Here is a 25,193-nt window from a genome sequence, read left to right as displayed (position 1 = left end):
CCTCAGTTGTTCCCGGACGCCGGTGTCACGCCGGTCCGGTCGGTGCCGCCGTGGGCGAGGTAGCCCCGCTGGATCGTGATGTGGTCGGCGACGTAGCGGGCGTCGTGCCAGACACCCCAGATGAAGCTCGAACCGCGCCGGGACAGCCAGGGCAGGCCCAGGAAGTAGACGCCGGGCTCGCAGGACACGCCGCGCCGCTGGTCCGGCCGGCCGTTCTCGTCGAACGCGTCGACCTCCAGCCAGGAGTAGTCGGCCGCGAAACCGGTCGCCCAGACGATCGAGGTGACACCGGCCGCGGCCAGGTCGAGTTCCAGGAGGGGGTCGGTCACGCATTCCGGGTCCGGTGCGAGGACGTGCGCCTCCGGCTCCTCGGGGAAGTCGAGCCCGTTGCGCTCGACGTAGGCGTCCGCCGCCTGCAGCAGCGCGAGGTACTTGGCGTCGCCGAGCGCGATGTTCGCGGCGAGATCCGGCGCGAAGCGCAGCACGCCGTCGTCGTACGACGCCGTCATGCCGACCAGCTCGATGCCGGCGGCGGCCAGGGCTCGGAAGTCGACGGTGTGGCCGCCGCGGGCGCCGCTGACCGCGATGGTGACGTGTTCGGCACCCTGGGGAGGCGTCTGGAGGTCCCAGAGCCCGAGCACGCCGAGCCACCAGCAGAAGTCGCGTCCGCGGTACTCGCGGGGCGGACGGTCGTGGGGTCCGACAGAGAGGAGGACGCGGCGGCCGGACCGGCGCAGCTCGTCGGCGATCTGCACCCCCGAGGAGCCGGCGCCGACCACGAGGACCGCGCCCTCGGGCAGTTGCTCCGGGTTGCGGTACCCGCTGGAGTGGATCTGCACGGGGACGGCGCCGCCCGGGACGACGGGCGGGATCACGGGCCGCTGGAACGGTCCGGTCGCGGCCACGACGAAGCGTGCGTCGACGGTGCCCTGCGACGTCTCGACCCGGAAGCCGGGCCGGTCGGTGTGCCTGCGCACCGAGGTGACCTCGACGCCGCACCGGACAGGGGCACCGATCTTCTCGGCGTACGCGACGAAGTAGTCGGCGACCTCCTCCTTCGAGGCGAAGGCGTCGGGCGCGGTGTCGGGGAACTCCAGCCCCGGGAACCGGTCGTGCCACGCAGGACCGTTCGCGACCAGGGAGTCCCACCGCTCCGAACGCCATCGCTCGGCGATGCGGTGCCGTTCCAGGACGATGTGCGGTATGCCGTGGGCGCCCAGGTGCTCGCTCATCGCCACGCCGGCCTGACCCGCACCGACGACGACTACTTCGGTCTCTTCACTCGGCATTTCGCCCTCCACTCAGGCGGCAGTCGATCCCGGTGTCGCATCGACCGGGCTGCCGCGTGAGAAATCCTCGGGCGGGCCGTTGCTTCTGTCCAACAGATGTTTTCGCTGCAGGCGATCTGTTTTGCAGATGCTGCCAGCGGTGCTGGTCGCATGGACGCTGACGGCGTAAGGAGGCGCGCTTTCCCTCAGGGCTAAGATTTCAACACCAGATACATGCCGCGAGGGGATGACATGGCTCAGCGCAGGGCGGCGAAGCGGCCGGACGCCGTTTCGGGGATCGTCGACGACTGGGCGCGTGAGAGGCCCGAGCTCGACACCACACCCCTCGAGGTGCTGGCCCGGCTGCACCGGTCGTATCTGCAGTACCAGTCGCGGATGACGTCGCAGCTCGACGCTCACGGACTGTCGGTGGCCGGGTTCGACGTGCTCACGGCGCTGCGCCGGGCCGGCGCGCCGTACCGGCTGACCGCCGGGCAGCTCGCCGCTTCCGGGCTCATCTCGTCGGCGGGGGTGACCCTGCGCCTGGACCGGCTGGAGAAGGACGGCCTGCTCGTGCGGGAGCGGGACGCCGAGGACCGGCGGGTCGTGTACTCACGGCTGACCGATGCCGGTCTGGACAAGATTGACGAGGTGTTCGCCGCACACCTGGAGAACGAACGCCGGATGCTCGGCGGGCTCTCACCCGCCGAGCGCCGTCAACTGGCCGGTCTGCTCTCCAAGTTGGAGCGTTCGATCGTGGAGTCCGACGACGCCGTGGAGGTCGGCCCGGGTCCAGGCTGACCCGGGCTCGGCGGCGGACTCAGCCGGTGGCGCCGGCGAGCGGCCGCGCCTTCGACTGCTGCTCGGCCTGAGCCCGCAGAAGGCGGCGCAGCCGGACGATGCCGAGGTCGTGCTGGTAGAGGTTCTCGCGCTGGTCGGCGTCCTGCGGCATGGCCTCGAGCATGATCCGGTCCTGCTCCAGGACCTCCCAGTGGCGGGCCTCGATGAGGGTCTTGTAGAGGAAGCGCCAGGTGTCGCGCTGCCAGTCCTGCACCTTGCGGTAGCGCCAGAAGAAGACACCGGTCCGCCCGGCGTCCACCGGGCAGACCATCCCGACGATGCCGAAGGCGCCGCCGGGCCCGGCGGACGGCGGGTACGGGATGGACAGGTCGACCCAGTCGACACCGGTGCGGCACAGCTCGACCCAGTCGAAGTTGACGCCTCGCTGGTCGGTCTTCTCGAAGAAGTAGCCGCGGTCGGTCTCCCGGATGCGGAACTTGGCCGTCGTGTCGCCGGCGAACATCGTGTGGGACTCGTTGTGCAGGAACGCGCCGTGCATCGGGTCGAGCAGGTTCTCCATGGCGAACCGCCACGGCACCTTCCACTCGGCGTAGCAGAGGAAGGCGTCGATGTCGTCGTCGGCCAGGGGCTCGGGAACGGTGAGTTCGACCGGCTCGGGGTGCTCCTCGTCGCCGAAGTAGGCGAGGATCGCACCGCCGGCCTCCCGCACGGGCAGCGAGGTGACGAGGGTCTTGCCCTCCAGGTTGCAGCCGGGCAGGCCGGGCACGGAGGTGACCTTGCCGGTGCCGTCGACCTCTACGCCGTGGTACCAGCAGGCGACCCGGTCGCCGAGGTGCTTGCCGAGCGAGAGCGGGGCGCCGCGGTGCGGGCAGCGGTCGGCGAGCATCGAGAGACCGCCGTCGGACCTGCGGAAGAGCAGCCAGTTCTCGCCCAGGGCGGTCACCTTGCGCATGCCGCCCGGTTCGACGAAGCGGGACGGCACGACGGGGTGCCACCGGTTGCGCAGGCCGTGGGCGTAGATGTGCTCGGCGGTGTCATGGGTGGAAAGCGTCATGTCAGGCTCCCAGGCGGTGCATCTCGGCGCGGAAGGACTCCTCGGTCCAGGGCTCGCCCGTGGGCGTGTGCAGCTGGCGGGAGTTGAGGCCGGCGATCACGTCGGTCAGCTCGTGGCCGTCCTCGGTGAAGATCTCCTCGAGGGTGCGCGCGAGCTTCAGCTCGTACGGGGTGGGCTCGTGGTCGCGGGTCTGGTGGGGGTCCAGGTGGGGCCAGGTCTCGGGCATCGGGTCTCCGTGCGGGTTGGTGGTCCGGGACAGGACGTTCGGGTTCAGAGGTCCAGGACGAGACGGTCGGAGGCGCAGCGCGAGACGCAGATCATCATCGTCTCGCCGGCCGCGTGCTCGGCCTCGGTGAGCAGGAAGTCGCGGTGGTCGGGGGCACCGGCGAGGACGCGGGTCTCGCAGGAGCCGCAGATGCCGTCGCGGCAGGAGGAGTTGACGTTCAGCCCGGCGTTCTCGGCGGCCTCCAGGATGGAGGTGCCGGCGCCGACGCTCAGGGTCACGCCCGACGTACGGCACTCGACTTCGAAGGCGCTGTCGTCTTCGTCGCGCTCGACGACCGGGGCGGCGAACCGCTCGATCCGCAACTGGCCTTCGGGTACGGCCGCTCCGACCGCCGTCAGCAGCGGCTCCGGGCCACAGCAGTAGACCAGCGCGTCGGCGGGGAGGCCCGCGAGGGCGCCCGCCAGGTCGATGTGGCCCTGTTCGTCCTGCGGTACGAGGGTCACGTCGCCGCCGGTCAGTGCGGCGAGCTCGGCGCCGAACGCCATCGACGCGCGCGAACGCCCGCCATGGACCAACCGGTAGGGAATTCCGTCGCGTTGGGCCTTTCGGGTCATCGCCAGAATGGGTGTGATGCCGATGCCACCGGCGATGAAGACGTACGAGGCGGCGGGCTCCAGGGCGAAGTGGTTGCGCGGCCCGGCCACCCGCACAGTGTGGCCGGGCCGCAGGCTGCCGTGCACATGGCGCGAACCGCCGCGCGAGGACGGCTCGTCGAGGATGCCCAGCCTGTACACGCCGGTGTCCGCCGGTTCGCCGCACAGGCTGTACTGCCGTACGTGACCGCCGACGTACAGGTCCAGGTGCGCGCCGGGCGTCCACGCGGGCAGCGGCTTGCCGTCCGGGTGGGTCAGTTCGACGGAGAGGACGCCCTCCGCCTCCCAGGTCATGCGGTGGACCAGGAGGTCGAGCTCCTGCTCCTCGGTGGTACTCATGGTCGTGGGCCTCCTTACGCGGTGGGGATCTTCACGGGCGGGGTGAACGGACTCTTCATCGGGCCGAGCGCGGCGAGGTCCACCTCGACGAGCGTGGGTCCCTCGGCTGCGACGGCGGCCGTGATGACGGCCGCGGCGTCGGCGGCATCGGCGATCCGCGCGTACGACAGGCCGCATGCGGCCGCCAGTTGGGCGAAGTCGGGGGTGAACAGGTCGACGCCGGAGCGGCGTTCGCTGTACTTGTCCTGCATGTTGCGCAGCACCCCGTATCCGCCGTCGTTGAAGACGACGAGGGTCAGGCGCGGTCGTTCCTGGGCCAGGGTGAGCAGTTCACCGAGGTGGACCGCGAGCCCGCCGTCGCCGGCGATGACCACTGTCGGACGGTCCGGGCGGGCGACGGCCGCGCCGATGCCCATGCCCAGCCCCTGGCCGATGCCGCCGCCACGCGGGAAGACGTTGGCGCGCGGATCGTGCATCGGCAGCAGGCGGTTGCCCCAGGAGGAGGACGGGATGGTGACGTCGCGGGCGACGACCGTGCCGGGGGGCAGGGCCTCGGCGAGCGCGTCACAGATGGCCGCCTGGGCGCCGATGTTGTCGTGCAGAGTGGCGCGCACCTCGTCGCGGACGCCGCGGACGCGGGCCGTCCAGTCGGCGTCCGCGCGCCTCGCCGCCTCGGTGAGCTGGGGCAGTACGTCCGCCGCGGCACCGTGCAGGACGTGCCGCGCGGGGTAGACACGGCCGAGGGCGGCGGGGTCGACGTCGATCTGGATGTGCGCGGTGGGCAGTTCGAGTCCGTAGTCGGCGGTCTCGTTGGAGCGGAAGTGGGTGCCTACGGTGACGAGGACGTCGGCGTCCTTCAGCAGCGCGCGGCCGGCGGGGGTGGTGGCGAAGTTGCCGATGACCTGCGCGTGGTCCTCGGGTACGCAGCCGCGCCCGGAGTTGGAGGTGAGCAGACCGGCGCCGGTCGCCTCGACAAGCGCCAGGAGTTCGGGGCGCGCGGTGTTCGCGCCGCCGCCCGCCCAGATCAGCGGCCGCCGGGCCGACTCCAACAGCGCACGGGCGGCGGCGAGTTCGGCGGCCTCGGGCACCGGAGGCACAGCGGTCGTGACCGCCGAACCGTCGTCCTGCTGGGCCGCGTACTGCAGGTCGATCGGCCACTCGACGCTCGCGGGACCACCGGGTGCGGTGAGGGCGGCGAGGGACGCCTCGCGCAGGATGCGCCCCGCGTCCCGGGTGGAGGTGACGGTCGCGGCGTACTTCGACACCGCGGTGAGCATCCCGAGCTGGTCCTTCGTCTCGTGGATGAAGCCCCGCCCGCTGCCGAGATGGGCCGACTCGACCTGTCCGGTGATGTGCAGGACGGCCGTTCCCGAGGACAGGGCCTCGACGAGAGAGCCGGCCGCGTTGCCCGCGCCGGTACCGGTGGAGGTGAGCGCGCAGCCGATGCCGCCTCGCGCACGGCCGTAGGCGTCGGCGGCGTTCACGGCGGTGGCCTCGTGGCGCACCGGGACGAAGCGGAGCCCGGGGTCGGCCTCGATCGCCTCCACCAGCGGGAGGTTGTGCACGGAGACGATGCCGAAGACGGCGTCGACGCCCAGCGAGGTGAGGTGGGCGGCGAGGAGTTCGCCTCCATTGCGGTGGGTCACAGGGATCATGGAGGGCTCCTCAGAGGATGCCGCGGCCGACTCCGCCGCAGACGTCGATGCTGGTTCCGGTGATGTAGGAGGCGCGCGGCGACAGCAGGGAGACGATCGCGTAGGCGACCTCCTCGGCCCGGCCGAGCCGTCCGAGCGCTATGCCCCGGTCGGCGGCGATCCCGGCCTGCCACTCCTCGTAGCCGAGGCCGCTGCCGGCGGCCGCGTGACGGCGGGTCCACTGGCCGGTGTCGATGAGGCCGAGGCAGACGGAGTTGACGCGGATGCCGTCGCTCGCCAGCTCGGTGGCGAGGGACTTGGAGAGGTTGAGGATGCCGGCCCGCGCCGCGCTCGTCGTGATCAGCCGGGTCTCGGGCTGCTTGGCCAGGACGGCGTTGACGTTGACGATCGCGGCGGCGTCCGAGGCGCGCAGATAACTGCGCGAGGCAGCAAGGGGGTTGAGTACGCCCGCGAACTTCAGTTCGAGTTCGTCGCGCCAGTCCTCGGCGGTCGTATCGTCGAGCGGCTTCATACGGGACTGGCCCGCGTTGTTGACGAGCGCGTCGAGGTGCCCGCCGAAGTGCGCGGCCGCGCGCTCGACGAAGTCGCCCACGGCGTCGGCGTCGCGTACGTCGCACACGCCGCGGAACAGCCGGTCGGCGCCGGCGCCCAGGTGAGCGGCCGCCTTGGCGAGCCGGTCGGCGTCGCGGCCGCAGGTGGCGACGTTGGCACCTTCGTCGAGCAGGGCCCGGACCGTGGCCAGGCCGACACCCGAACTGCCGCCGGTGACCAGTACGGTGCGGTCGGCGAGGCCGAGGTCCATGTGAACTCCTTGCAGAGATGGATCGACGCGCAGCCGTGAATCAGCGCGTGGGGGTGGATGAGCGCGCGGAGGTGAATCAGCGCGCGGGGGTGGATCAGTGCATCGTGAAGCCGCCGTTGACGGCGATCACTTGGCCGGTCAGATAGCCGGACTCCGCGCCGAGCAGGAACGCCACCGTCCCGACCAGGTCCTCGGCCCGCTGGGGCCGGGCGACGGCCCGGTTGTGCGCGTACAGCGCGTGCCGTTCGGCGGGGACGGTCTCGGTCGCCTCGACCTCGGTGAGACCCGGCGCGACGGCGTTGACCGTGACGTCCTGGGGACCCAGTTCACGGGCCATCGCCCGGGTCAGCGCGATGACGGCGCCCTTCGAGGCGATGTAGTGGGCGAGCCGGGGCGAGCCGTAAAGGGCGGCGTCCGAGGCGATGTTGACGATGCGTCCGGGACGCGCCATCAGCGGGAGCAGGTGCTTGGCAACGAGCCAGGGCCCGCGCGCGTTGACCGTCATCAGCCGGTCCCACACCTCGACGTCGATGTCCTGGAAGTATTTGCCGCCCACGCCGTTGGCGAGCGCCGCGTTGTTGACCAGTCCGTGGACGGGGCCGCGGGGCGCGAGGTGAGCGGCCAGGGCCTCGACGGAGGCCGGGTCGGCGACGTCCAGGGGGACGAACTCCGCCTCTCCGCCCGCCTCTTGGACGGCCGCGGCCGTCCGCCGGCCCCACTCCTCGTTCAGCTCGGCGACGACGACCCGGTAGCCGTCCGCGCCGGCCCGGCGGGCCATGGCCTCCCCCAGGCCACGGCCCCCACCGGTGACGACGACCGTCCGCGGCTGCTGCTCAGTCACGGGTGATGCCGTACAGCGGCGAGTACTCGGGGTAGGTCGGCACCTGAGGCTTCTGCGTGCCGATGATCACGCAGAAGAGCGCGTCCGTGTCGCCCTCGTTCTTCAGCGAACGGGTCACCCCGGCCGGCACCACGATCATGTCGCGGTAGCCGAGAGTGCGGTACTCGACCTCGTCCGGGCCGCGGTGGACGCCGACGCGGACCTGGCCCTCCAGGACGAAGAAGGCCTCCTCCACGTCGTGGTGGGTGTGGGCCGGGCCCTCGGCGCCGGGCGGCAGCAGCATGTTGGAGAAGGTGAAGCCGCCGGAGGGCAGGATGCGGTTGTCGTTCTCGTGATTGCCGGTGGCGCCGGAGCCGACGTAGCGGATCTGTGCCCGCTTGTACTGCGGGCCGGCCTTCTCCTGGAAGGACAGGGTGCCCCAGTCGGGCTCGCGGGAGCCCTTGGTGGCGATGAGGGCGTCGGTGTACTTGGCGAGGTCGCCGCCGTTGTCGTACTCGGTGGTGGTGATCGGCATGGTGGTCATCCCTTGCTGGTCTCGGGGTTGGTGACGATGTGCAGGTGGGACAGCAGCCAGGCGTTGAAGTGCTCGGGCTGTTCCTGGTTGGCCAGGTGACCGGCGTCCTTGACGATCACGTAGGCGGTCCTGTGCAGACCGCCGGCCAGCACCTGTGAGGCTTCGGGACCGGTGACGCGGTCCTGGTCGCCGCACAGGACGAGGGCGGGCGCGGTGACCCGGGCGAGTTCGCCGCGCAGGTCGGTGGCGGCCATGGACTCGGCCGCGTGCGCGTAGCCGGGCAGGCGGATCGAGCCGGCCATGGTGTCGACGACGCGCTGGACGAGTTCGTACGGCGCCTGCCGGGAGACCAGGCGGGGACCCCGCTGCTCGGCGAAGGCGCGCGGCCCGAGCTGCGCGAGCTCGGCGACGCGGGCGCGCATCCCGGCGGCCTTGCCGGGGCTCGTCCCGGAGCCGGGTGTGGAGTCGGCGACGGCGAGCGAGACGACGAGGTCCGGGTGGCGGGTGGCCAGCCGCAGCGCGATCACGCCGCCCCAGGAGACGCCGAGGACGTGGGCCCGGCCGCCGTGTGCGCGGATCACCGCGGCGGCCGTGTCGGCGTAGTCGTCGAGGCTCAACTCACCGTCGGAGTCAGCCGACTTGGCGTAGCCCGGGGCGTCCCAGGCGAGCACCCGGAAGTCGCGTCCGAGCGCCTCCGTCTGGGGTGCGAAGGCGGCGGAGGACGAGCCGATGCCGTGCAGGCACAGCACGAGCGGCCCGCCGGTGCCCGCCTGCTCCAGGTGGAGCCCGGCGATGTCGTACGCGGTCACAGGATCTGTCCCGAGCGTCCGGCGAGGGCCGCCAGGGAGCGCAGCACCGCGTACGGAACGACCTGGCTGGTGGCCGGGTTGGCGGCGTCCGGCCGGTGGCGTACCTCGAAGCGGTACGAGCCCTGCGGGCCGTTCGCCTCGACGACGTGCGAGGTGTGGACGGCGGCCGGGTCGGCGACCACGCTGACCCGCACCGCGTCGAGGTCTCCCACCGCGAGCGCCACGGAGGCTGCGACATTGGTCGACCTCGGGAACTTGACCGGCACCTCGCGCGCGGTTCCGCGCATCACCTCGAGGGGACCGGTCGCCGACCGCATCGCGGTCAGCAACTCCTCGTCCATCCAAGGCTGTTCAAGGGTCGAGGGCAGCTTGGTGGTGGTCAGCGTGATCTCGCTGAGCGGTCCCATGGCGCGCACCGCCTGGAGCAGGTCGAGTCCGCCGACCGCTCCCCCGGTGAAGTACACCCGCCCGGGCCCGGTGGTCAGCAGCCTCTTCGACAGCTCCTCGTCGGTCAGCGCTCCCGTGGAGGCCACGAGGAGGTCCGTGCCGGAGGCGAGAATGGCCTCGCCCCACCCTCGTACGACGCCCTGGCCGGCGGCCTCGACCATCAAGTCGCAGCGTTCCAGGGCCTGTTCCACGCTCATCTGCGGCGCGAGGGCCGCGTCTCCGAGCGGCCGGTTGTCGACGACGGCCACCAGCTCGGCGCCGGGTACGTCACCGGCGGCGATCGCGCTGCCGACGACCCGGCCGATGGCTCCCCAGCCGATCAGACCGACCTTGCGAACCCTGCTCATGCTGCGACTCCTTCGGCGTCGACGGGCGGGACGACGGGGCTGCCGTCGGGCGTGCCCGCCATGTGGGCGCGGATCAGCTTCGACGGCGGGCCCGCGGTGCCCCAGGTGTCGGACAGTTCGGGCGTCCGCCGCCAGGTCCGGCAGATCCAGGCGTCCTCGACGACCTGCGCGACCTCGGAGGTGTACTCGCACACCAGGCCCGTCGGGTCGGTGAAGTAGGAGAAGGTGTTGTCGCCGGGGCCGTGCCGGCCGGGGCCCCATTCGGGGGTGATCCCGTGGTGCCTGAGCCGGCCGAGTCCGCGCATGAAGTGGTCGAGCGAACTCATCTCGTACGCCACGTGGTTGAGGGAGACCCACGGCGCCCGGTTGAAGGCGATGCAGTGGTGGTCGGCGTTGCAGCGCAGGAACGCCATCTGGTGCTCGGACCAGTCCGAGACGCGCATGCCGAGCACCTCGCGGTAGAAGGCGACGGAGGCGTCGATGTCCGTGGTGTTGAGGACCGCGTGCGTGACGCCGACCGGCAGGGCCTCGTCCCGGCCGCGCGCCGTGACCGCCCAGGTGTCGGCGGACAGTTCGATCAGCCGTCCGTCGAGGTCGTGGAACCGCACCCCGTAACCGCCGCCGACCTGGTCGAGGGGGCCGGGCCCGCCGACGAGGGCGATCCCGCGCGCCTCGAGCCGGCGTGCGGCCTCGTCCACCTCGGCCGGTGTGCCGACGGCGAAGGCGAGCCGGCCCAGGCCGATGGTCTCGGAGCGGGTCAGCTGGAGGGCGTGGTGCTCCGCGCCGGTGCCGCGCAGCCAGCTCGCGCTGTGCCCGGCCTCGACGACCTCCAGGCCCCACACCTCCTCGTAGAAGCCGGCGGCCTCGGCGAAGTTCGGGGTGAGCAGCTCGACCGAGCGCAGCGCGCGCAGCCGTGCGATCGGGGGATGGTTCATGTGAGATCTCCCAGGCGAGTGGGTCAGTTGGCCCAGGGCAGCGGTGCGGAGTCGGTGCCCCAGTACAGGGATTTCTGCCGCTGGTAGGCGCGGATGAGGTCGCGGCCCTTCTCGGTGCCGAGTCCGGAGTCCTTCATCCCGGCGAAGGGTGTGGAGATGGAGAACTGCTTGTACGTGTTGATCCAGACGGTCCCGGCCTCGATCCGCCGCCCGAGCCGCCAGGCGGCGCGCGCGTCCCGGGTCCAGATGCCGCAGGCCAGCCCGAAGTCGGAGGCGTTGGCCTGCGCGACGAGTTCGTCCTCGTCGTCGTAGGGAAGCGCGACGAGCACGGGGCCGAAGATCTCCTCCTGGCAGGTGCGCGCGGAGTTCGGCAGTCCGTCGATCACGGTCGGCAGGTAGTAGGCCCCTTCCGCGTACGCCTCGCCTTCGGGCACGGCGCCCCCGCACAGCACCCGGCCGCCTTCCTCGCGGGCCAGCTCGACGTAGGCCGCGACCGCGTCGCGGTGCCTGTGGTGCACGAGCGGTGCCACCTGAGTGTCGGGGGACGTGCCGGCTCCCACTCTCAACTTCCGTACGCGCTCGACGAGTTCGCCGACGAAGGAGTCGTAGAGAGAGGAGTGCACGAAGAGGCGGGATCCGGCGATGCAGGACTGGCCGCTGGAGGAGAAGATCCCGAACATCACGCCCGCGAGGGCCTGTTCGACGTCCGCGTCCTCGCGGACGATCGTCGGTGACTTGCCGCCGAGTTCGAGCGAGGCGGGGATGAGTTTGTCGGCGGCGGCGTGCGCGATGCCGCGCCCGGTGCCGGTGCCGCCGGTGAAGCCGATCCGCCCGACGAGCGGGTGCCTGACGATCGCGTCGCCCACGATGCTGCCCTTGCCCGGCAGTACGGCCAGCAGCGCGGTCGGCAGCCCGGCCTCGGCGAGGACCTGGTGGACGAGGCGGCCGAAGGCGAGGGAGACCAGCGGCGTCCACTCGGCGGGCTTGAGCAGGACGGCGTTCCCGCCGGCCAGGGCGGGTGCGACCTTCTGCGCGTCGGAGGCGATCGGCGAGTTCCACGGATTGACGGCGCCGACGACGCCGATCGGCTCGTACACGCTCATCGTCACGTACGGGCCGCGGGACGGCGTGAGCGCGTCCTCGGCGGTCTCCAGGGCCGCGGCCGTATACCGGAAGGTGCCGGCGGCGCTCAGCGCGAGGGCGCGGGTCTCACCGAGGGTCTTGCCGGTGTCGGCGGTCTGCAGCGCGGACAGTTGCTCGGCGTGCTCCTCGATCGCGTCGCCGATCCGGTACAGGACGCGCGCCCGCCGGTGGGGCAGGAGGTCCCGCCACTCCGGTGCGGCGGCGGCTTCGGCGGCGGCCCGCGCGGCCTCCTCCACGTCCTCCACCGAGGCGGCGTGGACGGTGGTGAGGACGGCGCCGTCGGCCGGGTTCACGGTGTGGATGGGCAGGCCGCGACCGCGACGCCAGTGGCCCGCGATGAGGATCTCGTCGGCGGGGATGCGCGGCATGGGGACCTCCGGATGAGGGCGGTACGGGAACCTCCGCACGCATCGGGCACTCAGCCCCGACTGCGGTGTCGAAGTACTAGAAATCTAAGGGCTTAACTATTTTGACCGCAAGGGGGTACTGCCGGGGAAATTTTCACGAGGTCAGGGCTAAGGCTTGCCTAACCTCGGAGGACTAGCGGTAGAACTTTAAGCGCTGAGATGTTCAGCGCCTACAAAAATGGGCGACGGCGCAGCCCGCACGGCCCCCATCCCGGCCCGCCGTCCCCGTCCCCGCCCTCACAGCCGCCCGGTACCCGGCTACCGTCGTACCGTCGCGGCCCGAACCCTCCCGTGCGGTCCCGTCCCCAACCGCCGTACGGACCCGGAGGCCATCCATGACGATCGACGCACATCGCGCCGCCGCGCAGCGACCAGGCGACGCACCGGCGCTCGCGGCCGCCATCGGCGCCCGCTTCGAACGCCTGCCCCTGTGCCGCTGGCAGGTGATGGTCCGGCTCATCGTCGGCACCGCCACCTTCTTCGAGGCCTTCGACCAACTGCTGATCGCCTACGCACTCCCCCAGCTGCGCACCGAGTGGAACCTGGACACCGGTCACACCACCGCCCTGATGACCGTCGGCTCGGTCGGCATGCTCGCCGGTGCGCTGGTGTCGGGCCGGCTCGCCGACCGGGTCGGCCGCGTCAAGGTCATCGCAGGCTGTATCGCACTGGCCAGCCTCTGCAATCTGGTGCTGACGCTGTGCACCTCGCCCGAGCCGTTCATGGCGATCCGCTTCGTGCAGGGCATGGCCATCGGCGGCGAGGTGCCCATCGCCGCCACCTTCATCGCGGAGATCACCCGCGCCCACCGGCGGGGCCGCTTCGTGCTCCTCTTCGAGCTGGTCTTCCCCGCCGGCCTCACCGCGGGCGCGCTCGTCGCCTACTGGCTGGTGCCACTGCTGGGCTGGCGCTGGATGTTCGGCCTCGCGGCCCTGCCCGCCGTCCTGTGCCTGGCCGTCCTGCGCTACGTGCCCGAATCGCCGCGCTGGCTCGCCGACCACGGCAGGCACGAGCAGGCTCTCGCCACGATGGCGTCGATCGAGGCCGAGGTCGAGAAGATCACCGGTGCCCCGCTGCCGGACCCGGAGCCGGCGCCGTCGGTCCTGCCGCCCCAGGGCAAGGGCGGCCTGCGCGAGCTGCTGGGCGGCCGCTACCGCAAGCGCATGATCGTCATCGGACTCCTGTGGTTCACCGGCTACTTCGTGAACTACGGCATCACGTCCTGGCTGCCGACGATCTACGGATCCCACTTCCACCTCGACCTGTCGACAGCCCTGCTCTACTCGACCGTGACGAGCTGCGCGGGTCTGCTCGGCTGCCTGATCGTCGCCCTCACCGTCGACCGGGTCGGCCGCCGCGCCACGGTGATCTGGTGCCTCGGAGCCGCGGCCCTCTGCCTGCTCGTCCTGGGCCTGACGGCCGCCGGCACCGCGGCCGGTGTCCTGGTCTGGACGTCCCTGTCCGCGGTCTTCCTCTTCGGCTGCAACATCTGCCTCTACCTCTACACGCCCGAGCTCTTCCCCACCCGGATCCGGGCGCTGGGCGCCAGCATGGGCGGCGCCATGAACCGCCTCGGCATCATCCTCGGACCGATCGTGGTGGGCGCGGTCTACGCGGGCGGCGCGATCGGCACGGTCTTCGTGACGCTGGCGGCCGTGGCCCTGATCGGCTCGCTCACTGCCGCGGCCGGGGCGGAGGAGACGAGCGGGCGGAGCCTGGAGGACATGGCGCCCTGACGGACGCCCCGGCGGCCGTTCCGGTGCGCGGCTGAGGATGGCGGGACACCTGCGCGTAGCGATAGAACCCTTCTATGGAACGCCGCCAGGTCGAATACTTCCTCGCCGTAGCCGCGCACCGCAGCTTCACGAGCGCCGCCCACAGCCTGCATGTGGCGCAGCCGTCCTTGTCGCACGCGATCCGTCTGCTCGAGCGGGAGCTGGGCACCGCACTCTTCCACCGGCTCGGGCGTGGCGTGGCGCTGACGTCGGCGGGCGAGGCCTTCGTGGAGCCGGCCCGGCAGATCATGCGGGACCTGGAGACGGCCCGGTCGGTGGTGCGCACCATCGCCGGGCTGGAGGGAGGCAGGCTCGACATCGTCGCGCCGACGACGCTGGCGGCCGACCCGCTGGCAGAGCTCGCCGGTGACTTCCGCAGGCGGAATCCGGCGATCGACATCGTGATCGTGGAACCGTCCGACGCAGCCGCCGTGGCGGACGTGGTGCGCACCGGCGAGTGCGAGCTGGGGCTGACCGACGTCAGGACGCGCGGCAAGGCCGTCGAGTCCCTGGAACTGTGCCGCCAGGAGGTCCTGGTGGTGGTGCCGCGCTCCGAGCGCTTCCCGCAGGCCGGACCCGTGGCATTCAGCGAGGTCGCCCAGCTGGACCTGGTGGCGACCGCGCCCGGTACGGCGACCCGGGCCCTGATGGACGAGGCTCTCGGCGGCGAGGGCAGAAGCCCGCGCATCGCGGTGGACACCGTGCACCAGGCCGCCGTCGTCCCGCTGGTGCTGGCCGGCGCGGGCGCGACGCTCCTGCCGCGTTCGCTCGCCGAGGACGCGGCCCGGCGCGGAGCCGTGGCGCTCACGACCCGTCCACGCCTGATCCGGCCGGTCTGGCTCCTGTGGCGGGGCGGACCCCTCTCACCCGCCGCTCACGCCTTCATCGACGTGGCCCGGGAGATGTACGCGCAGCAGACGACGGCCGTACCGGCGCAGAGCGAGCGATAGACACCTTCTATCGCTCACGGTGAAAAGTTCTTCGCGTTCAACTCTGCATCTCCATTGCGGATTTCCCGGGAAGGCATTTTCCTCGCCGCTTTATCGATGGCGTCCCTCTGGACACATAGATGTCTCCTACCGCCCATATTCATAATGCGTTCAGGCTGCTCCCGGCCTCCTCGTTGACCGTGCACGGCGCGAAATGCCACGTTTCTCGCACCGTAGAGGAGGACCACATGACCGAGTTCGACGCCGGACGGCACATACTTCCGCGGCCCGAATCCCACCGGCAGCCGACCACCGCGATGGACGTCCACGACCAGGAGGTCCCCTTCACCCCGATCGGCCCGGTCCCACCGCCCGAGAACGCTCCGAACGTGGTGATCGTGCTCGTCGACGACCTCGGCTTCGGAACCTCCAGCGCGTTCGGCGGGCCGTGCGAGATGCCGGCGGCGGAGCGGCTGGCCGCCAACGGGCTGCGCTACACCCGCTTCCACGTGACGGCGCTGTGCTCGCCCACCCGGCAGGCCCTGCTGACCGGGCGCAACCACCACTCGGTCGGCATGGGCGGCACCACGGAGATGACCACGGCGGCCCCCGGGTACAACGGCTTCCGGCCGCGCAGCGCGGCCACCATGGCCCAGATCCTCCAGGGCAACGGCTACAGCACGGCCGCCTTCGGCAAGTGGCACCAGACGCCGCCGCGGGAGATCAGCGCGGTCGGACCGTTCGACCGCTGGCCCACCGGGGAAGGGTTCGACACCTTCTACGGGTTCATGGGCGCCGAGATGAACCACTGGTACCCGCTGCTGTACCAGGGCACCACTCCCGTCGAGCCGGACCGCCGGCCCGAGGACGGCTACCACCTGTCCGAGGACCTCGTGGACCACGCCATCGAATGGGTGCGCACCCAGCGGACGCTGACGCCGGACCGGCCGTTCTTCACCTACCTCGCGCTGGGTGCCGCGCATGCGCCGCTGCACGTGGACCGCGCATGGCAGGAGAAGTACCGCGGACGCTTCGACGACGGCTGGGACCGCCGGCGGGAGGTGACACTGGAACGGCAGAAGGAACTCGGCGTCGTACCCCCGGAGACGGAACTCGCCCCCTGGGCGGAGGGCGTCCCGCACTGGGACGAACTCAGCGACAACCAGCGGCGGTTGTCGGCCCGGTTCATGGAGACGTTCGCCGGATTCACCGAGCACGCCGACGTCCAGGTCGACCGGTTCCTCGACGCGCTGCAGGAGCTCGGCGAGCTGGACAACACCCTCATCCTGTACATCCTGGGCGACAACGGCGCCTCGGGTGAGGGAGGCATCGAGGGCACGATCGTCGAGCACCGCCTCGGTCACGGCGTCGTGGACGACCCGGACGAGATGATCGACCACATCGACGAGATCGGCGGACCGCTCAGCTATCCGATCGCCCCCGCGGGATGGGCACTCGCGCTCAACACCCCCTATCAGTGGACCAAGCAGGTCGCCTCGCACTTCGGCGGTACCCGTGACGGCATGATCCTGCACTGGCCGCGGGGGGTCACCGAACGGGGCGGGCTGCGCCACCAGTTCTCGCATGTGATCGACGTCCTGCCGACGATCCTGGACTGCGCGGGAATCCCGGCGCCGTTCAGTGTGGACGGGGTGCCGCAGCAGCCCATCGAGGGCGCGAGCATGCAGCGCACGCTCACCGACGCACTGGCTCCGGAGCATCGCCGCACCCAGTACTTCGAGATGTGCGGCAACCGGGGCATCTACCACGACGGCTGGATGGCGGTCACCCGGCACGGCATCCCCTGGGAGATGGTGCCGGACAAGGACCGGAGGTTCGCCGACGACGTCTGGGAGCTGTACGACCTGAGCCGGGACTGGAGCCAGGCCCAGGACCTCGCCGCCGAACACCCGCACAGACTGCGGAAGTTGCAGGACCTGTTCCTGATCGAGGCGGCGAAGTACCAGGTCTTCCCGCTGGACGACCGGGTCACCGAGCGGGAGAACCCGGCCATGGCCGGCCGTATCGACCTGCTGGGCGACCGCACCTCGGTCACCTACCGCGCCGGGATGCGGCGCTTCACCGAGGAGACCACGCCCAACGTCAAGAACCGCTCCCACAGCATCACCGCCGACGTCCACCTGCCCGGGACGCCGGCCGAGGGCGTGCTCATCGCCCAGGGCGGACGGTTCGGCGGCTGGACCCTGTACTTCAGCGACGGCAGGCCGGCGTACGCCTACAACTACTTCGGCATGAACCTCTACACCGTGCGCGGCAGCCGGCGCCCGGCACCGGGTCGGCACGAGATCCGGCTCGAGTTCGACTACGACGGCGGAGGACTCGGCATGGGAGGGACCGCCACGCTCCTGGTGGACGGTGAGAAGCACGGCACCGGACGGATCGAGCAGACCATCCCGTACTACTTCTCCTTCGACGAGACGCTCGACGTCGGAGTGGACCTGAGCACTCCGGTGACCGACGACTACCCCGTCCTCGACAACGAGTTCACCGGGACCATCCACACGGTGCGCATCGACCTGGCCGCGGCCGCCACGGACTCCGAGGAGTTCGACGGCGGACTGCACCGTCGCGTCATGGGGGCCCAGTGAACTGCTGTGCGCCGTCCGGCGGTACGGGCGCGGAGCGAGTCGCGCCCGTACCGTCCGCCGCCCACCGGGGGACGCCGGAGGGCATGGTGGCCGTCCCCGCCGGCGAGTTCCTGATGGGCAGCCAGGACGCGCTCGCCTATCCGGCCGACGGGGAGGGCCCGGTGCGCACGGTGTTCGTCGACTCCTTCTGGATCGACGCCCGTACGGTGTCCGGCGCGCAGTTCGCGCGCTTCGCCGCCGACACCGGGTACCGCACCTCGGCCGAGCGGATCGGCTGGTCGTTCGTCTTCGCCGGGCGGCTCCCCGACGACTTCCCGCCGACCCGGGCCGTGGCGGCCGCGCCCTGGTGGCGGCAGGTGCAGGGCGCGGACTGGCGCCGGCCCGACGGCCCGCACTCCACCTGGGAGGACCGTCCGGACCACCCGGTGGTCCACGTCGACTGGGAAGACGCCCGCGCCTACTGCGCCTGGGCCGGCAAGCGACTGCCCACCGAGGCCGAATGGGAACGCGCCGCGCGAGGCGGACTGCACGCCAAGGTGTTCCCCTGGGGCGACGAGCTCGAACCGGGCGGCCGGCGCCGAATGAACGTGTGGCAGGGCGACTTCCCGCAACGGCATCCGACGGCCGACGGCTGGTACGGCACCTGCCCGGTCGACGCCTACGAACCCAACGGCTTCGGCCTGTACAACACGACCGGCAACGTCTGGGAATGGTGCGCCGACCCGTTCCTTCCCGGCGCCGGCCGGCGCGTGGCCAAGGGCGGTTCCTACCTGTGCCACGCCTCGTACTGCCGCCGCTACCGCGTCGCCGCGCGCCAGGGCCTCTTCCCGGACTCGGCGACCGGCAACGTCGGATTCCGCTGCGCCCTGGACCCGGCCTGATCCCGGAGCCCAGGGCGCATCCGCCCCGCCACGTCACCGACTCGGCATCACGTGCCCAGCCAGGTCTTCACCTTGCCCGGGTTCGCCTCGACCCACTTCTTCGCCGCCGCCTGAGGTGACATCTTGTCCACGGCGATGTACTTGGCGACGGTGTTCTGGTCGGTGTTGGTCCACCTGAACTTCCGCACCAGGCCGTAGGCCGGGCTGCCGGACCTGGCGAAACGGGTGCTGACGATCTTGTCGAGGTCGAACACCGGGTAGTCGCAGGCCACCTTCGCCGGATCGGAGTCGCAACCCGCCGTATGCTGGGGCAGGTTGACGTGGACCAGCGGCACTTCCGAGAAGAACCACTGCGGTTCGTAGAAGTAGCCGATCATCCACTTCTTGTTCTTCTCGGCATCCCGGAAGCCCTGGATCAGGGCGGTCTCGCTGCCCGCGTACACCACCTTGAAGTTCAGCTTCAGGTTCTTCGCCAGGGCCGCGTCGTTGGTCTGGTAGGACGGGTCGCCGTCGAGCAACTGCCCCTGGCTGCCCGACTCGGAGGTCTTGAACTTCGACGCGTACCTGTTGAGGTTCTTCCAGTTCACGATGGACGGGTATTTCTTCGCGATCCACGGCGGGATGTACCAGCCGATGATTCCCTTGTTGCCGGTCGCACCGAGGTCGACGGCGGACTTCTGCTGGTCGATGTCCTTCTTCTTCAGGTCGTCGTGACCCCAGTTCTCGAGAATCGCGTCGACCTCGCCCGTCTCGAAGCCCTGCCAGCCGATCTCGGCCTTCAGATCCTTCTTGACGACCTTGCAGCCGAGGTCGCGCTCGGCGACGTACGCGACGACCGCCGCGTCCGCCTCGTAGCCCACCCACGGGCTGACCGCGAGGTTGAACGTGCCGCACCTGCCCGAACTCCCGCCTGCCGCGGCGGAGTCGTCGCCGACCTTCGCCCCGCCGCAGGCGGTCAGGGCGAGACCGAGTACGGCCGTCCCCGCCACCCCGGGACGCCAAAGCCTTGCTCGCGTTGCCATGTTCCTGCTCCTTGTACGGGGGAATTTCTCCGAAGCGGTGCCCGGCAGGAAAATGTCACACGTTATTCTGGGAGCACCTCTGTACGCGGTGCAGTAAAAATGTCAGCCGTGCCGACGCCGGTCAACGAGACCTCTTGGCTCCACCCGAACCGGTTTTGAATGAACGCAATAGAAGCTTTCTATGTGTGCGAATTACGTGCTGCTGCCCGGCGGGAGCTGCGCCGGGCTGACCAGTTCGCCCAGTACCTCCGCCATGAAATGGACCAGCCAGCGCTGCGAAGGGCTGCGTGACGCCTCGTGGCGGGCGTACAGCGCGACTTCGATCGGCTCGGTCTCGAAGGGGAGTTGTACCAGACGCAGGCGATGGGAAGCGGTGAACACCTCACCGACGTACTCGGGGACGATCGCGATGAGATCGGTCCGCTCAAGGACGTAGGGGAGCATCGAGAAGCGTGTGGCCTCGACGGCCACCCGGTCCAGAAGGCCGTACGTGGCGAGCAGGGACCGGGGCACGACGTGGCCGCTGGGCCCGTACACCGTCACGTGATGCTCGGCCGCGAGTTCCGGCAGGGCGACGGACGCGCCGCTGATCCGGGGGTGGTCGGCGGCGACCATGCCGACGTAACGCTCGTGGAAGAGCGGGATGCGGACGGTTCGGTGGGAGGTCAGGACCGGGGTCGCGATGAAGGCGTCGAGTTCGCCGCGGCGCAGCTGGCTCTCGGCGGCGTCGACGTCCAGCGGACGGACGGTGAAGGACACGCGGGGTGCGCGATCCCGGGCCGCGGCCACCAGGCGGGGCAGGAGGGTCGCCTCGCCGAGGTCGGAGAGGGCGACGGTGAAGCGGCCGGACATGCGCTCCGGGTCGAAGCGGTCGCCCTGGCGGGTCGCCGCGTCGATGTCGGCGAGAGCCCGCTGCAGCGGCTCGTAGAGTCGCTGGGCGCCCGCGGTCGGGGTCAGGCCACGGCCCGTGCGGCGGAAGAGCTCGTCGTCGAAATGGCGGCGCAGCTTGCCCAGGCTGTAGCTCACGGTGGGCTGGGTGACGTGCAGGGTCTCGGCGGTCGCCGTGACGCTGCCGGTCTCGTAGAGCAGCACGAAGACGCGGGCGAGATTGAGATCGAAGCTGCTCACATCGATGGAGTCTATATCGCAGCGCGGCAACATCTATTGGTCGGCATGTCGAGCGGTGCCTAGCGTGTCCCGCACCACTCGAGAGGACCGCCTGTGACATCCGTGCGTCGTGTCTGCCATGAGTTCCTCCACCGGCAGGGGCTCACCACCGTCTTCGGCAACCCCGGCTCCAACGAGCTGCCCTTCCTGGCCGGCCTGCCGGACGGGTTCCGGTACGTCCTGGGGCTGCACGAGGGCGCCGTGGTGGGCATGGCCGACGGCTACGCACAGGCCACGGGCCGTCCGGTGCTCGTCAACCTGCACGCCGCCTCCGGCTCCGGCAACGCGATGGGAGCGCTCACCAACGCCGTGGCCGCGCGCACGCCCCTGGTCATCGTGGCGGGCCAGCAGGTGCGGCCGGCCATCGGACCGGAGGCCAACCTCTCCAACGTCGACGCCCCGTCCCTGATGAAGCCACTCGTCGGCTGGGCCGCCGAACCGGCCTGCGCCCAGGACGTGCCCCGCGCGCTCGCGCAGGCCGTCTTCGAGGCCCGGCTCCAGAGCCGGCCGACCTACCTCTCCGTCCCCTACGACGACTGGGCGGCGGACGCGGGCGACAACGCCTCCGCCGTGCTGGACCGGCAGGTGCGGCGCGCGAGTGCGCCCGGCGTCGAGCAGGGCCGCCTCCTGACCGAGGCGGTCGCAGGGGCGCGGCGGCCCGCGCTCGTGCTCGGTGGTGACATCGACGCGGCCGGGCTGTTCGACGACGCGGTACGGCTGGCCGAGCGGCTGGGCGGTCCGGTGTGGGCGGCGCCGTCGCAGTTCCGGCTGCCCTTCCCCAACCGCCATCCGCAGTTCCGGGGCATCCTGCCCGCCGGGATCGAACCCGTCTCCCGCGCCTTCGAGGGCCACGACCTCGTGCTGGTGCTCGGAGCTCCGGTCTTCCGCTACCACGAGTACCTTCCCGGGCGGTATCTGCCCGAGGGCACCCGGCTGATCCAGGTGACGGAGGACGCCTCCGCCGCCGCGCGCGCACCGATGGGCGAGGCGCTGGTGGCCGACCCCGCCGCGGTGATCGAGCTGCTGACGAAGGCGCTCGACGCGCCCGAGCGGCCGGCCGGCGACCACCTGCCCGTGCCCGCACCGCGCACCGCCGAGGGCCCGCGCCTGCACCCGGAGGAGGTCTTCGCGGCCCTGCGCGACGAACTGCCCGCCGACACCGCGTACGTGGTCGAGTCGACCTCGACGAACTCCTCGTGGTGGCGCCAGATGGACCTGCGCCGGCCCGGCTCCTACTACTTCCCGGCCGCCGGCGGGCTCGGCTTCGGCCTGCCCGGCGCGGTCGGGGTCACCCTGGCCCAGCCCGACCGGCCCGTCGTCGGCGTCATAGGGGACGGCTCGGCCAACTACGGCATCACCGCGCTGTGGACGGCCGCGCAGCACCGCCTGCCCGTGACCGTGGTGCTGCTGCGCAACGGCACGTACGGGGCGCTGCGCTGGTTCGGCGACCTCCTCGGTGTGCCGGACGCGCCGGGCATGGACATCCCGGGTCTGGACTTCACCCGCATCGCCGAGGGCTACGGGGTGTCCGCCCAACACGTCGACCGGGTGGAGGAGTTGAGGGCCGTCCTCGCCGAGCGCCCGGACGGCCCCCGGCTGATCCAGGTCGACACGGCGCTCACCACGCCGTCCTGACGACGACGCCACGACGCCCGTGACCGCACGACCGAACGCCCCCTCCTCGGAGAACTCACCACCCCTTGGGTGACGGAAGGGAAATCGATGACACTCCTGGACAGCGCCGTCTGGAGCAAGAAGTTCTTCAGCGACGGCTGGAAGGACGCCACCCGCGAGCAGCCGGTCACCGAGCCGGCGACGGGCTCGCACCTCGGCACCGTGGGCCTGGCCACGGAAGAGGACGTGAACCGCGCCGCCGCCCGGGCCGCAGAGGCACAGCGGGCCTGGGCGGCCACCCCACCGCAGCAGCGGGCGACCGTGCTGCGCCGCGCCGGCGAGCTGTTCACCGAGTACGCCGCCGAGATCGAGGACTGGCTGATCCGCGAGGCCGGATCGGTGCGCTCCAAGGCGGCGTTCGAGGTTCGGCTCGCCATCGGAGAGTGCTTCGAGTGCGCGGGGCTGCCGACGTATCCGCAGGGCGAGGTGCTGACGTCCGAAGAGGCACGCTGGTCGTTCGCGCGGCGCCGTCCCGCAGGCGTGGTGAGCGTGATCGCGCCGTTCAACTTCCCGCTCATCCTCGGTCTGCGCTCGGTGGCGCCCGCGCTGGCCCTCGGCAACGCGGTGCTGCTCAAGCCTGACCCGCGCACCGCGGTCGGCGGCGGGGTCGTCATCGCCCGCGTCTTCGAGGAGGCCGGACTGCCCTCCGGTCTGCTGCACCTGCTCCCCGGCGACGGCTCGGTCGGCCGGGCCGTCGTCGAGGCGCCCGAGGTGCGGGTCGTCTCCTTCACCGGGTCCACGCCGGTCGGGCGGGCGATCGGTGAACAGGCAGGCCGTCTGCTGAAGCGGGCCCACCTCGAACTCGGCGGGAACAACGCGCTGGTGGTGCTGCCGGGAGCGGACGTGCAGAAGGCCGCCTCCGCCGGCGCGTTCGGCTCGTACCTGCACCAGGGCCAGATCTGCATGACGACCGGCCGCCACATCGTGCACGAGTCGCTGCTGGAGGAGTACAGCGCCGTGCTCGCCGCGAAGGCCCGGGCACTGCCCGTCGGCGATCCCGCGCGGGAGGACGTGGCGCTCGGCCCGATCATCGACCGGCGGCAGCTGGAGCGGGTGCACGGCATCGTCACCGACAGCGTCGCGGCGGGCGCGACGCCGGCCGCGGGCGGCGAGATCGTGGGCGCCTGCTACCCGGCCACCGTGCTGACCGGCGTCACCACCGACATGCCGGCGTGGCGCGAGGAGATCTTCGGACCGGTGGCTCCCGTCGTCGGGTTCTCGACGCTCGAGGACGCCGCGCGGATCGTCAACGACTGCGAGTACGGCCTGTCCGTCGGAATCCTCGGCGACGTCGGCACGGCGATGAAGCTCGCCGACCGGATCGACTCCGGCAAGGTCCACATCAACGAGCAGACCGTCAGCGACGAGCCCAACGCCCCCTTCGGCGGGGTCAAGGCGTCCGGCACCGGGTCCCGGTTCGGCGGAGCCGCCGCCAACGTCGAGGCCTTCACCGAGACGCAGTGGGTCACCGTCCGCCCGGACATCACCGACTACCCGTTCTGAACCTCCCCCGTCCCCGCCCAGTCCCCCCGTAGCCGCTCCAGAGGGAACATCACCATGGCATCCATCGCCTCGACCGACACCACGAGCACCGGCACAAGAACCGGCGGCACCGGCCGCAATGTCTGGACCGTGGTCCTGTGCTGGATCACCGTCATGCTCGAGGGCTACGACCTCGTCGTCCTCGGCGCCATCATCCCCACCCTCCTCAAGACCCATCACCTCGGCATGACGGCCGCGGACGCCACCACCGTCGCCACCATGTCGCTCGTCGGCGTCGCCATCGGCGCCGTCGTGGTCGGCCCGCTCGCCGACCGGTTCGGGCGGCGGCTGCTGCTCATCGGCTCGGTGGTGGAGTTCTCCGTCTTCACCCTCCTGGTGCCACTCGCCGGTTCCGTCACGATGTTCGCCGCGCTGCGGCTCGTCGCGGGCATCGGCCTCGGCGCCTGCATGCCGGCGTCGCTGACGATGATGGCCGAGCACATGCCCACCGCACGACGGGCGCGCGCCAGCACGCTGACCATGACCGGCTACCACACCGGCGCGGTGATCACGTCGCTCCTGGCCCTGCAGGTCACCGACAACTGGAAGGTCCTCTTCTACGTCCTCGGCATCGCGGGTCTCGTCATCGCGGCCGTCCAGTGGTTCCGGCTGCCGGAGTCGGAGGCGTTCGTCCGCGCCAAGGAGGCACCCGCGTCCCAGCGCGTGCCGTTCTCCGAACTGCTCAAGCCGGCCTACCTCCGCGCGGGCATCGGCATCTGGGTCGCCTCGTTCATGGGCCTGCTGCTGGTCTACGGCCTCAACACATGGCTGCCCAAGCTCATGAACGAGGCCGGCTACCCCGTCCCCACGGCCGTCACCCAGCTGCTCATCCTCAACGTCGGCGGTGTGGCCGGCCTGATCCTGGGCGGCTACGTCGCCGACCGGCGCGGCATCAAGCTCACCACGCTCGGCTGGTTCGCGGTCTCGGTGGCGATGCTGGCCTGCCTCAGCATCAGGATGCACAGCGACCTGCTGCTGGACGTCGTCGTCTTCCTCACCGGCGTGTTCGTCTTCTCGGCCCAGGTGCTGGTCTACGCCTACGTCACCAACTACTACCCGGCCGCCGTCCGGGGCACAGCCCTCGGCTCCGCCTCCGGCATCGGCCGTATCGGCTCCATCGTCGGCCCCACCATCACCGGCGCCCTGGTCGCCGCCGGCATCGGGCACCCGTGGGGCTTCTACTTCTTCGCCGCAGTGGCGGTCGCGGGCTTCCTCGCCGTGCTCACGCTGCCCGCACGACCCGCCGACCCGTCCGCGGAGGTCACCGAGCCTGCCGTCTGACCCTTGACAAGGGGCGGCACGGGCGCAAACCGCGTCCGTGCCGCCCCTTCTCACGCACCGGGCAAGAATGAG

Annotated in this window: 22 protein-coding genes; 8 read left to right on the top strand and 14 right to left on the bottom strand. The window is 71.2% G+C overall.

The features are described from left to right. Nucleotides 1–2: 2 nt before the first annotated feature. A complete protein-coding gene (locus tag ACIBN2_RS33215; RefSeq protein ID WP_399140002.1) occupies nucleotides 3–1,289 on the bottom strand; it encodes a flavin-containing monooxygenase in 1,287 nt (428 codons plus the stop codon). Between the two features lie 231 nt (nucleotides 1,290–1,520). Here ACIBN2_RS33215 and ACIBN2_RS33210 point away from each other — a divergent pair, with 231 nt between their 5' ends. After that, nucleotides 1,521–2,069 carry a MarR family winged helix-turn-helix transcriptional regulator gene (locus ACIBN2_RS33210; RefSeq protein ID WP_399140000.1) on the top strand — a complete coding sequence of 183 codons (549 nt, stop codon included), beginning with the start codon at nucleotides 1,521–1,523 and terminating at the stop codon, nucleotides 2,067–2,069. Between the two features lie 19 nt (nucleotides 2,070–2,088). On the opposite strand, the gene ACIBN2_RS33205 is transcribed toward ACIBN2_RS33210, so the two are convergent. The 11 genes from ACIBN2_RS33205 to ACIBN2_RS33155 form a co-directional block, all read right to left on the bottom strand. Next, nucleotides 2,089–3,123, bottom strand: a complete 1,035-nt coding sequence (locus tag ACIBN2_RS33205) for a Rieske 2Fe-2S domain-containing protein (protein WP_399139998.1) — start codon at nucleotides 3,121–3,123, stop codon at nucleotides 2,089–2,091. A gap of 1 nt (nucleotide 3,124) precedes the next feature. Continuing rightward, entirely contained in the window at nucleotides 3,125–3,349 is a 225-nt protein-coding gene (locus ACIBN2_RS33200; RefSeq protein ID WP_399139997.1) for a recombinase-like helix-turn-helix domain-containing protein, read from the bottom strand. A gap of 44 nt (nucleotides 3,350–3,393) precedes the next feature. Then, nucleotides 3,394–4,341, bottom strand: coding sequence for a PDR/VanB family oxidoreductase (locus tag ACIBN2_RS33195; protein WP_399139995.1), 948 nt, complete (start codon nucleotides 4,339–4,341; stop codon nucleotides 3,394–3,396). Between the two features lie 14 nt (nucleotides 4,342–4,355). Beyond that, a complete protein-coding gene (locus ACIBN2_RS33190; RefSeq protein WP_399139994.1) occupies nucleotides 4,356–5,996 on the bottom strand; it encodes a thiamine pyrophosphate-binding protein in 1,641 nt (546 codons plus the stop codon). A gap of 10 nt (nucleotides 5,997–6,006) precedes the next feature. Continuing rightward, nucleotides 6,007–6,798 carry an SDR family oxidoreductase gene (locus ACIBN2_RS33185; RefSeq protein WP_399139992.1) on the bottom strand — a complete coding sequence of 264 codons (792 nt, stop codon included), beginning with the start codon at nucleotides 6,796–6,798 and terminating at the stop codon, nucleotides 6,007–6,009. Between the two features lie 94 nt (nucleotides 6,799–6,892). Next, on the bottom strand, nucleotides 6,893–7,639 hold the full coding sequence (locus ACIBN2_RS33180) for an SDR family oxidoreductase (RefSeq protein ID WP_399139991.1): 747 nt from the start codon (nucleotides 7,637–7,639) through the stop codon (nucleotides 6,893–6,895). Next, on the bottom strand, nucleotides 7,632–8,153 hold the full coding sequence (locus ACIBN2_RS33175; RefSeq protein ID WP_393866982.1) for a cupin domain-containing protein: 522 nt from the start codon (nucleotides 8,151–8,153) through the stop codon (nucleotides 7,632–7,634). Before ACIBN2_RS33175 ends, ACIBN2_RS33180 begins: the two co-directional genes overlap by 8 nt. 5 nt (nucleotides 8,154–8,158) lie before the next feature. Further along, the gene (locus tag ACIBN2_RS33170; RefSeq protein WP_399139990.1) at nucleotides 8,159–8,962 is read right to left on the bottom strand and encodes an alpha/beta fold hydrolase; all 804 of its coding nucleotides are present in this window, start codon (nucleotides 8,960–8,962) and stop codon (nucleotides 8,159–8,161) included. After that, a complete protein-coding gene (locus ACIBN2_RS33165; protein WP_399139988.1) occupies nucleotides 8,959–9,756 on the bottom strand; it encodes an aspartate dehydrogenase domain-containing protein in 798 nt (265 codons plus the stop codon). The genes ACIBN2_RS33170 and ACIBN2_RS33165 overlap by 4 nt, the downstream gene beginning before the upstream one ends. After that, the gene (locus ACIBN2_RS33160; protein ID WP_399139987.1) at nucleotides 9,753–10,691 is read right to left on the bottom strand and encodes a VOC family protein; all 939 of its coding nucleotides are present in this window, start codon (nucleotides 10,689–10,691) and stop codon (nucleotides 9,753–9,755) included. Before ACIBN2_RS33160 ends, ACIBN2_RS33165 begins: the two co-directional genes overlap by 4 nt. Before the next feature lie 23 nt (nucleotides 10,692–10,714). Then, the gene (locus tag ACIBN2_RS33155) at nucleotides 10,715–12,202 is read right to left on the bottom strand and encodes an aldehyde dehydrogenase family protein (RefSeq protein WP_399139986.1); all 1,488 of its coding nucleotides are present in this window, start codon (nucleotides 12,200–12,202) and stop codon (nucleotides 10,715–10,717) included. A 374-nt stretch (nucleotides 12,203–12,576) separates the two neighbouring features. Here ACIBN2_RS33155 and ACIBN2_RS33150 point away from each other — a divergent pair, with 374 nt between their 5' ends. The 4 genes from ACIBN2_RS33150 to ACIBN2_RS33135 all read left to right on the top strand — a co-directional run bounded on the left by ACIBN2_RS33150 (nucleotide 12,577) and on the right by ACIBN2_RS33135 (nucleotide 18,435). Further along, nucleotides 12,577–13,977, top strand: a complete 1,401-nt coding sequence (locus tag ACIBN2_RS33150; RefSeq protein WP_399139984.1) for an MFS transporter — start codon at nucleotides 12,577–12,579, stop codon at nucleotides 13,975–13,977. 74 nt (nucleotides 13,978–14,051) lie between these two features. Continuing rightward, nucleotides 14,052–14,966 carry a LysR family transcriptional regulator gene (locus ACIBN2_RS33145; protein ID WP_399139982.1) on the top strand — a complete coding sequence of 305 codons (915 nt, stop codon included), beginning with the start codon at nucleotides 14,052–14,054 and terminating at the stop codon, nucleotides 14,964–14,966. Between the two features lie 227 nt (nucleotides 14,967–15,193). After that, complete coding sequence (locus ACIBN2_RS33140; protein WP_399139980.1) at nucleotides 15,194–17,554, top strand: arylsulfatase; 2,361 nt, start codon at nucleotides 15,194–15,196, stop codon at nucleotides 17,552–17,554. Nucleotides 17,555–17,637: 83 nt separating this feature from the next. Then, nucleotides 17,638–18,435, top strand: coding sequence for a formylglycine-generating enzyme family protein (locus tag ACIBN2_RS33135; RefSeq protein ID WP_399139978.1), 798 nt, complete (start codon nucleotides 17,638–17,640; stop codon nucleotides 18,433–18,435). Between the two features lie 47 nt (nucleotides 18,436–18,482). On the opposite strand, the gene ACIBN2_RS33130 is transcribed toward ACIBN2_RS33135, so the two are convergent. Next, complete coding sequence (locus ACIBN2_RS33130) at nucleotides 18,483–19,457, bottom strand: ABC transporter substrate-binding protein (protein WP_399139977.1); 975 nt, start codon at nucleotides 19,455–19,457, stop codon at nucleotides 18,483–18,485. Between the two features lie 192 nt (nucleotides 19,458–19,649). After that, the gene (locus ACIBN2_RS33125; RefSeq protein ID WP_399139975.1) at nucleotides 19,650–20,585 is read right to left on the bottom strand and encodes a LysR substrate-binding domain-containing protein; all 936 of its coding nucleotides are present in this window, start codon (nucleotides 20,583–20,585) and stop codon (nucleotides 19,650–19,652) included. 93 nt (nucleotides 20,586–20,678) lie between these two features. Here ACIBN2_RS33125 and mdlC point away from each other — a divergent pair, with 93 nt between their 5' ends. From mdlC to ACIBN2_RS33110, 3 genes are all read left to right on the top strand, one after another. Further along, nucleotides 20,679–22,259, top strand: a complete 1,581-nt coding sequence (mdlC, locus tag ACIBN2_RS33120; protein WP_399139973.1) for a benzoylformate decarboxylase — start codon at nucleotides 20,679–20,681, stop codon at nucleotides 22,257–22,259. A gap of 87 nt (nucleotides 22,260–22,346) precedes the next feature. Beyond that, nucleotides 22,347–23,801, top strand: a complete 1,455-nt coding sequence (locus tag ACIBN2_RS33115; RefSeq protein WP_399139971.1) for a benzaldehyde dehydrogenase — start codon at nucleotides 22,347–22,349, stop codon at nucleotides 23,799–23,801. 54 nt (nucleotides 23,802–23,855) lie between these two features. Next, the gene (locus ACIBN2_RS33110; RefSeq protein WP_399139969.1) at nucleotides 23,856–25,121 is read left to right on the top strand and encodes an MFS transporter; all 1,266 of its coding nucleotides are present in this window, start codon (nucleotides 23,856–23,858) and stop codon (nucleotides 25,119–25,121) included. The last annotated feature ends 72 nt before the right edge of the window (nucleotides 25,122–25,193 follow it).

This window comes from Streptomyces sp. NPDC050534, from assembly GCF_044457745.1.
GTDB lineage: Bacteria > Actinomycetota > Actinomycetes > Streptomycetales > Streptomycetaceae > Streptomyces.
The sequence above is the reverse complement of the archived record's forward strand: the minus strand, read 5'-3'. Positions and strand labels throughout refer to the sequence as shown.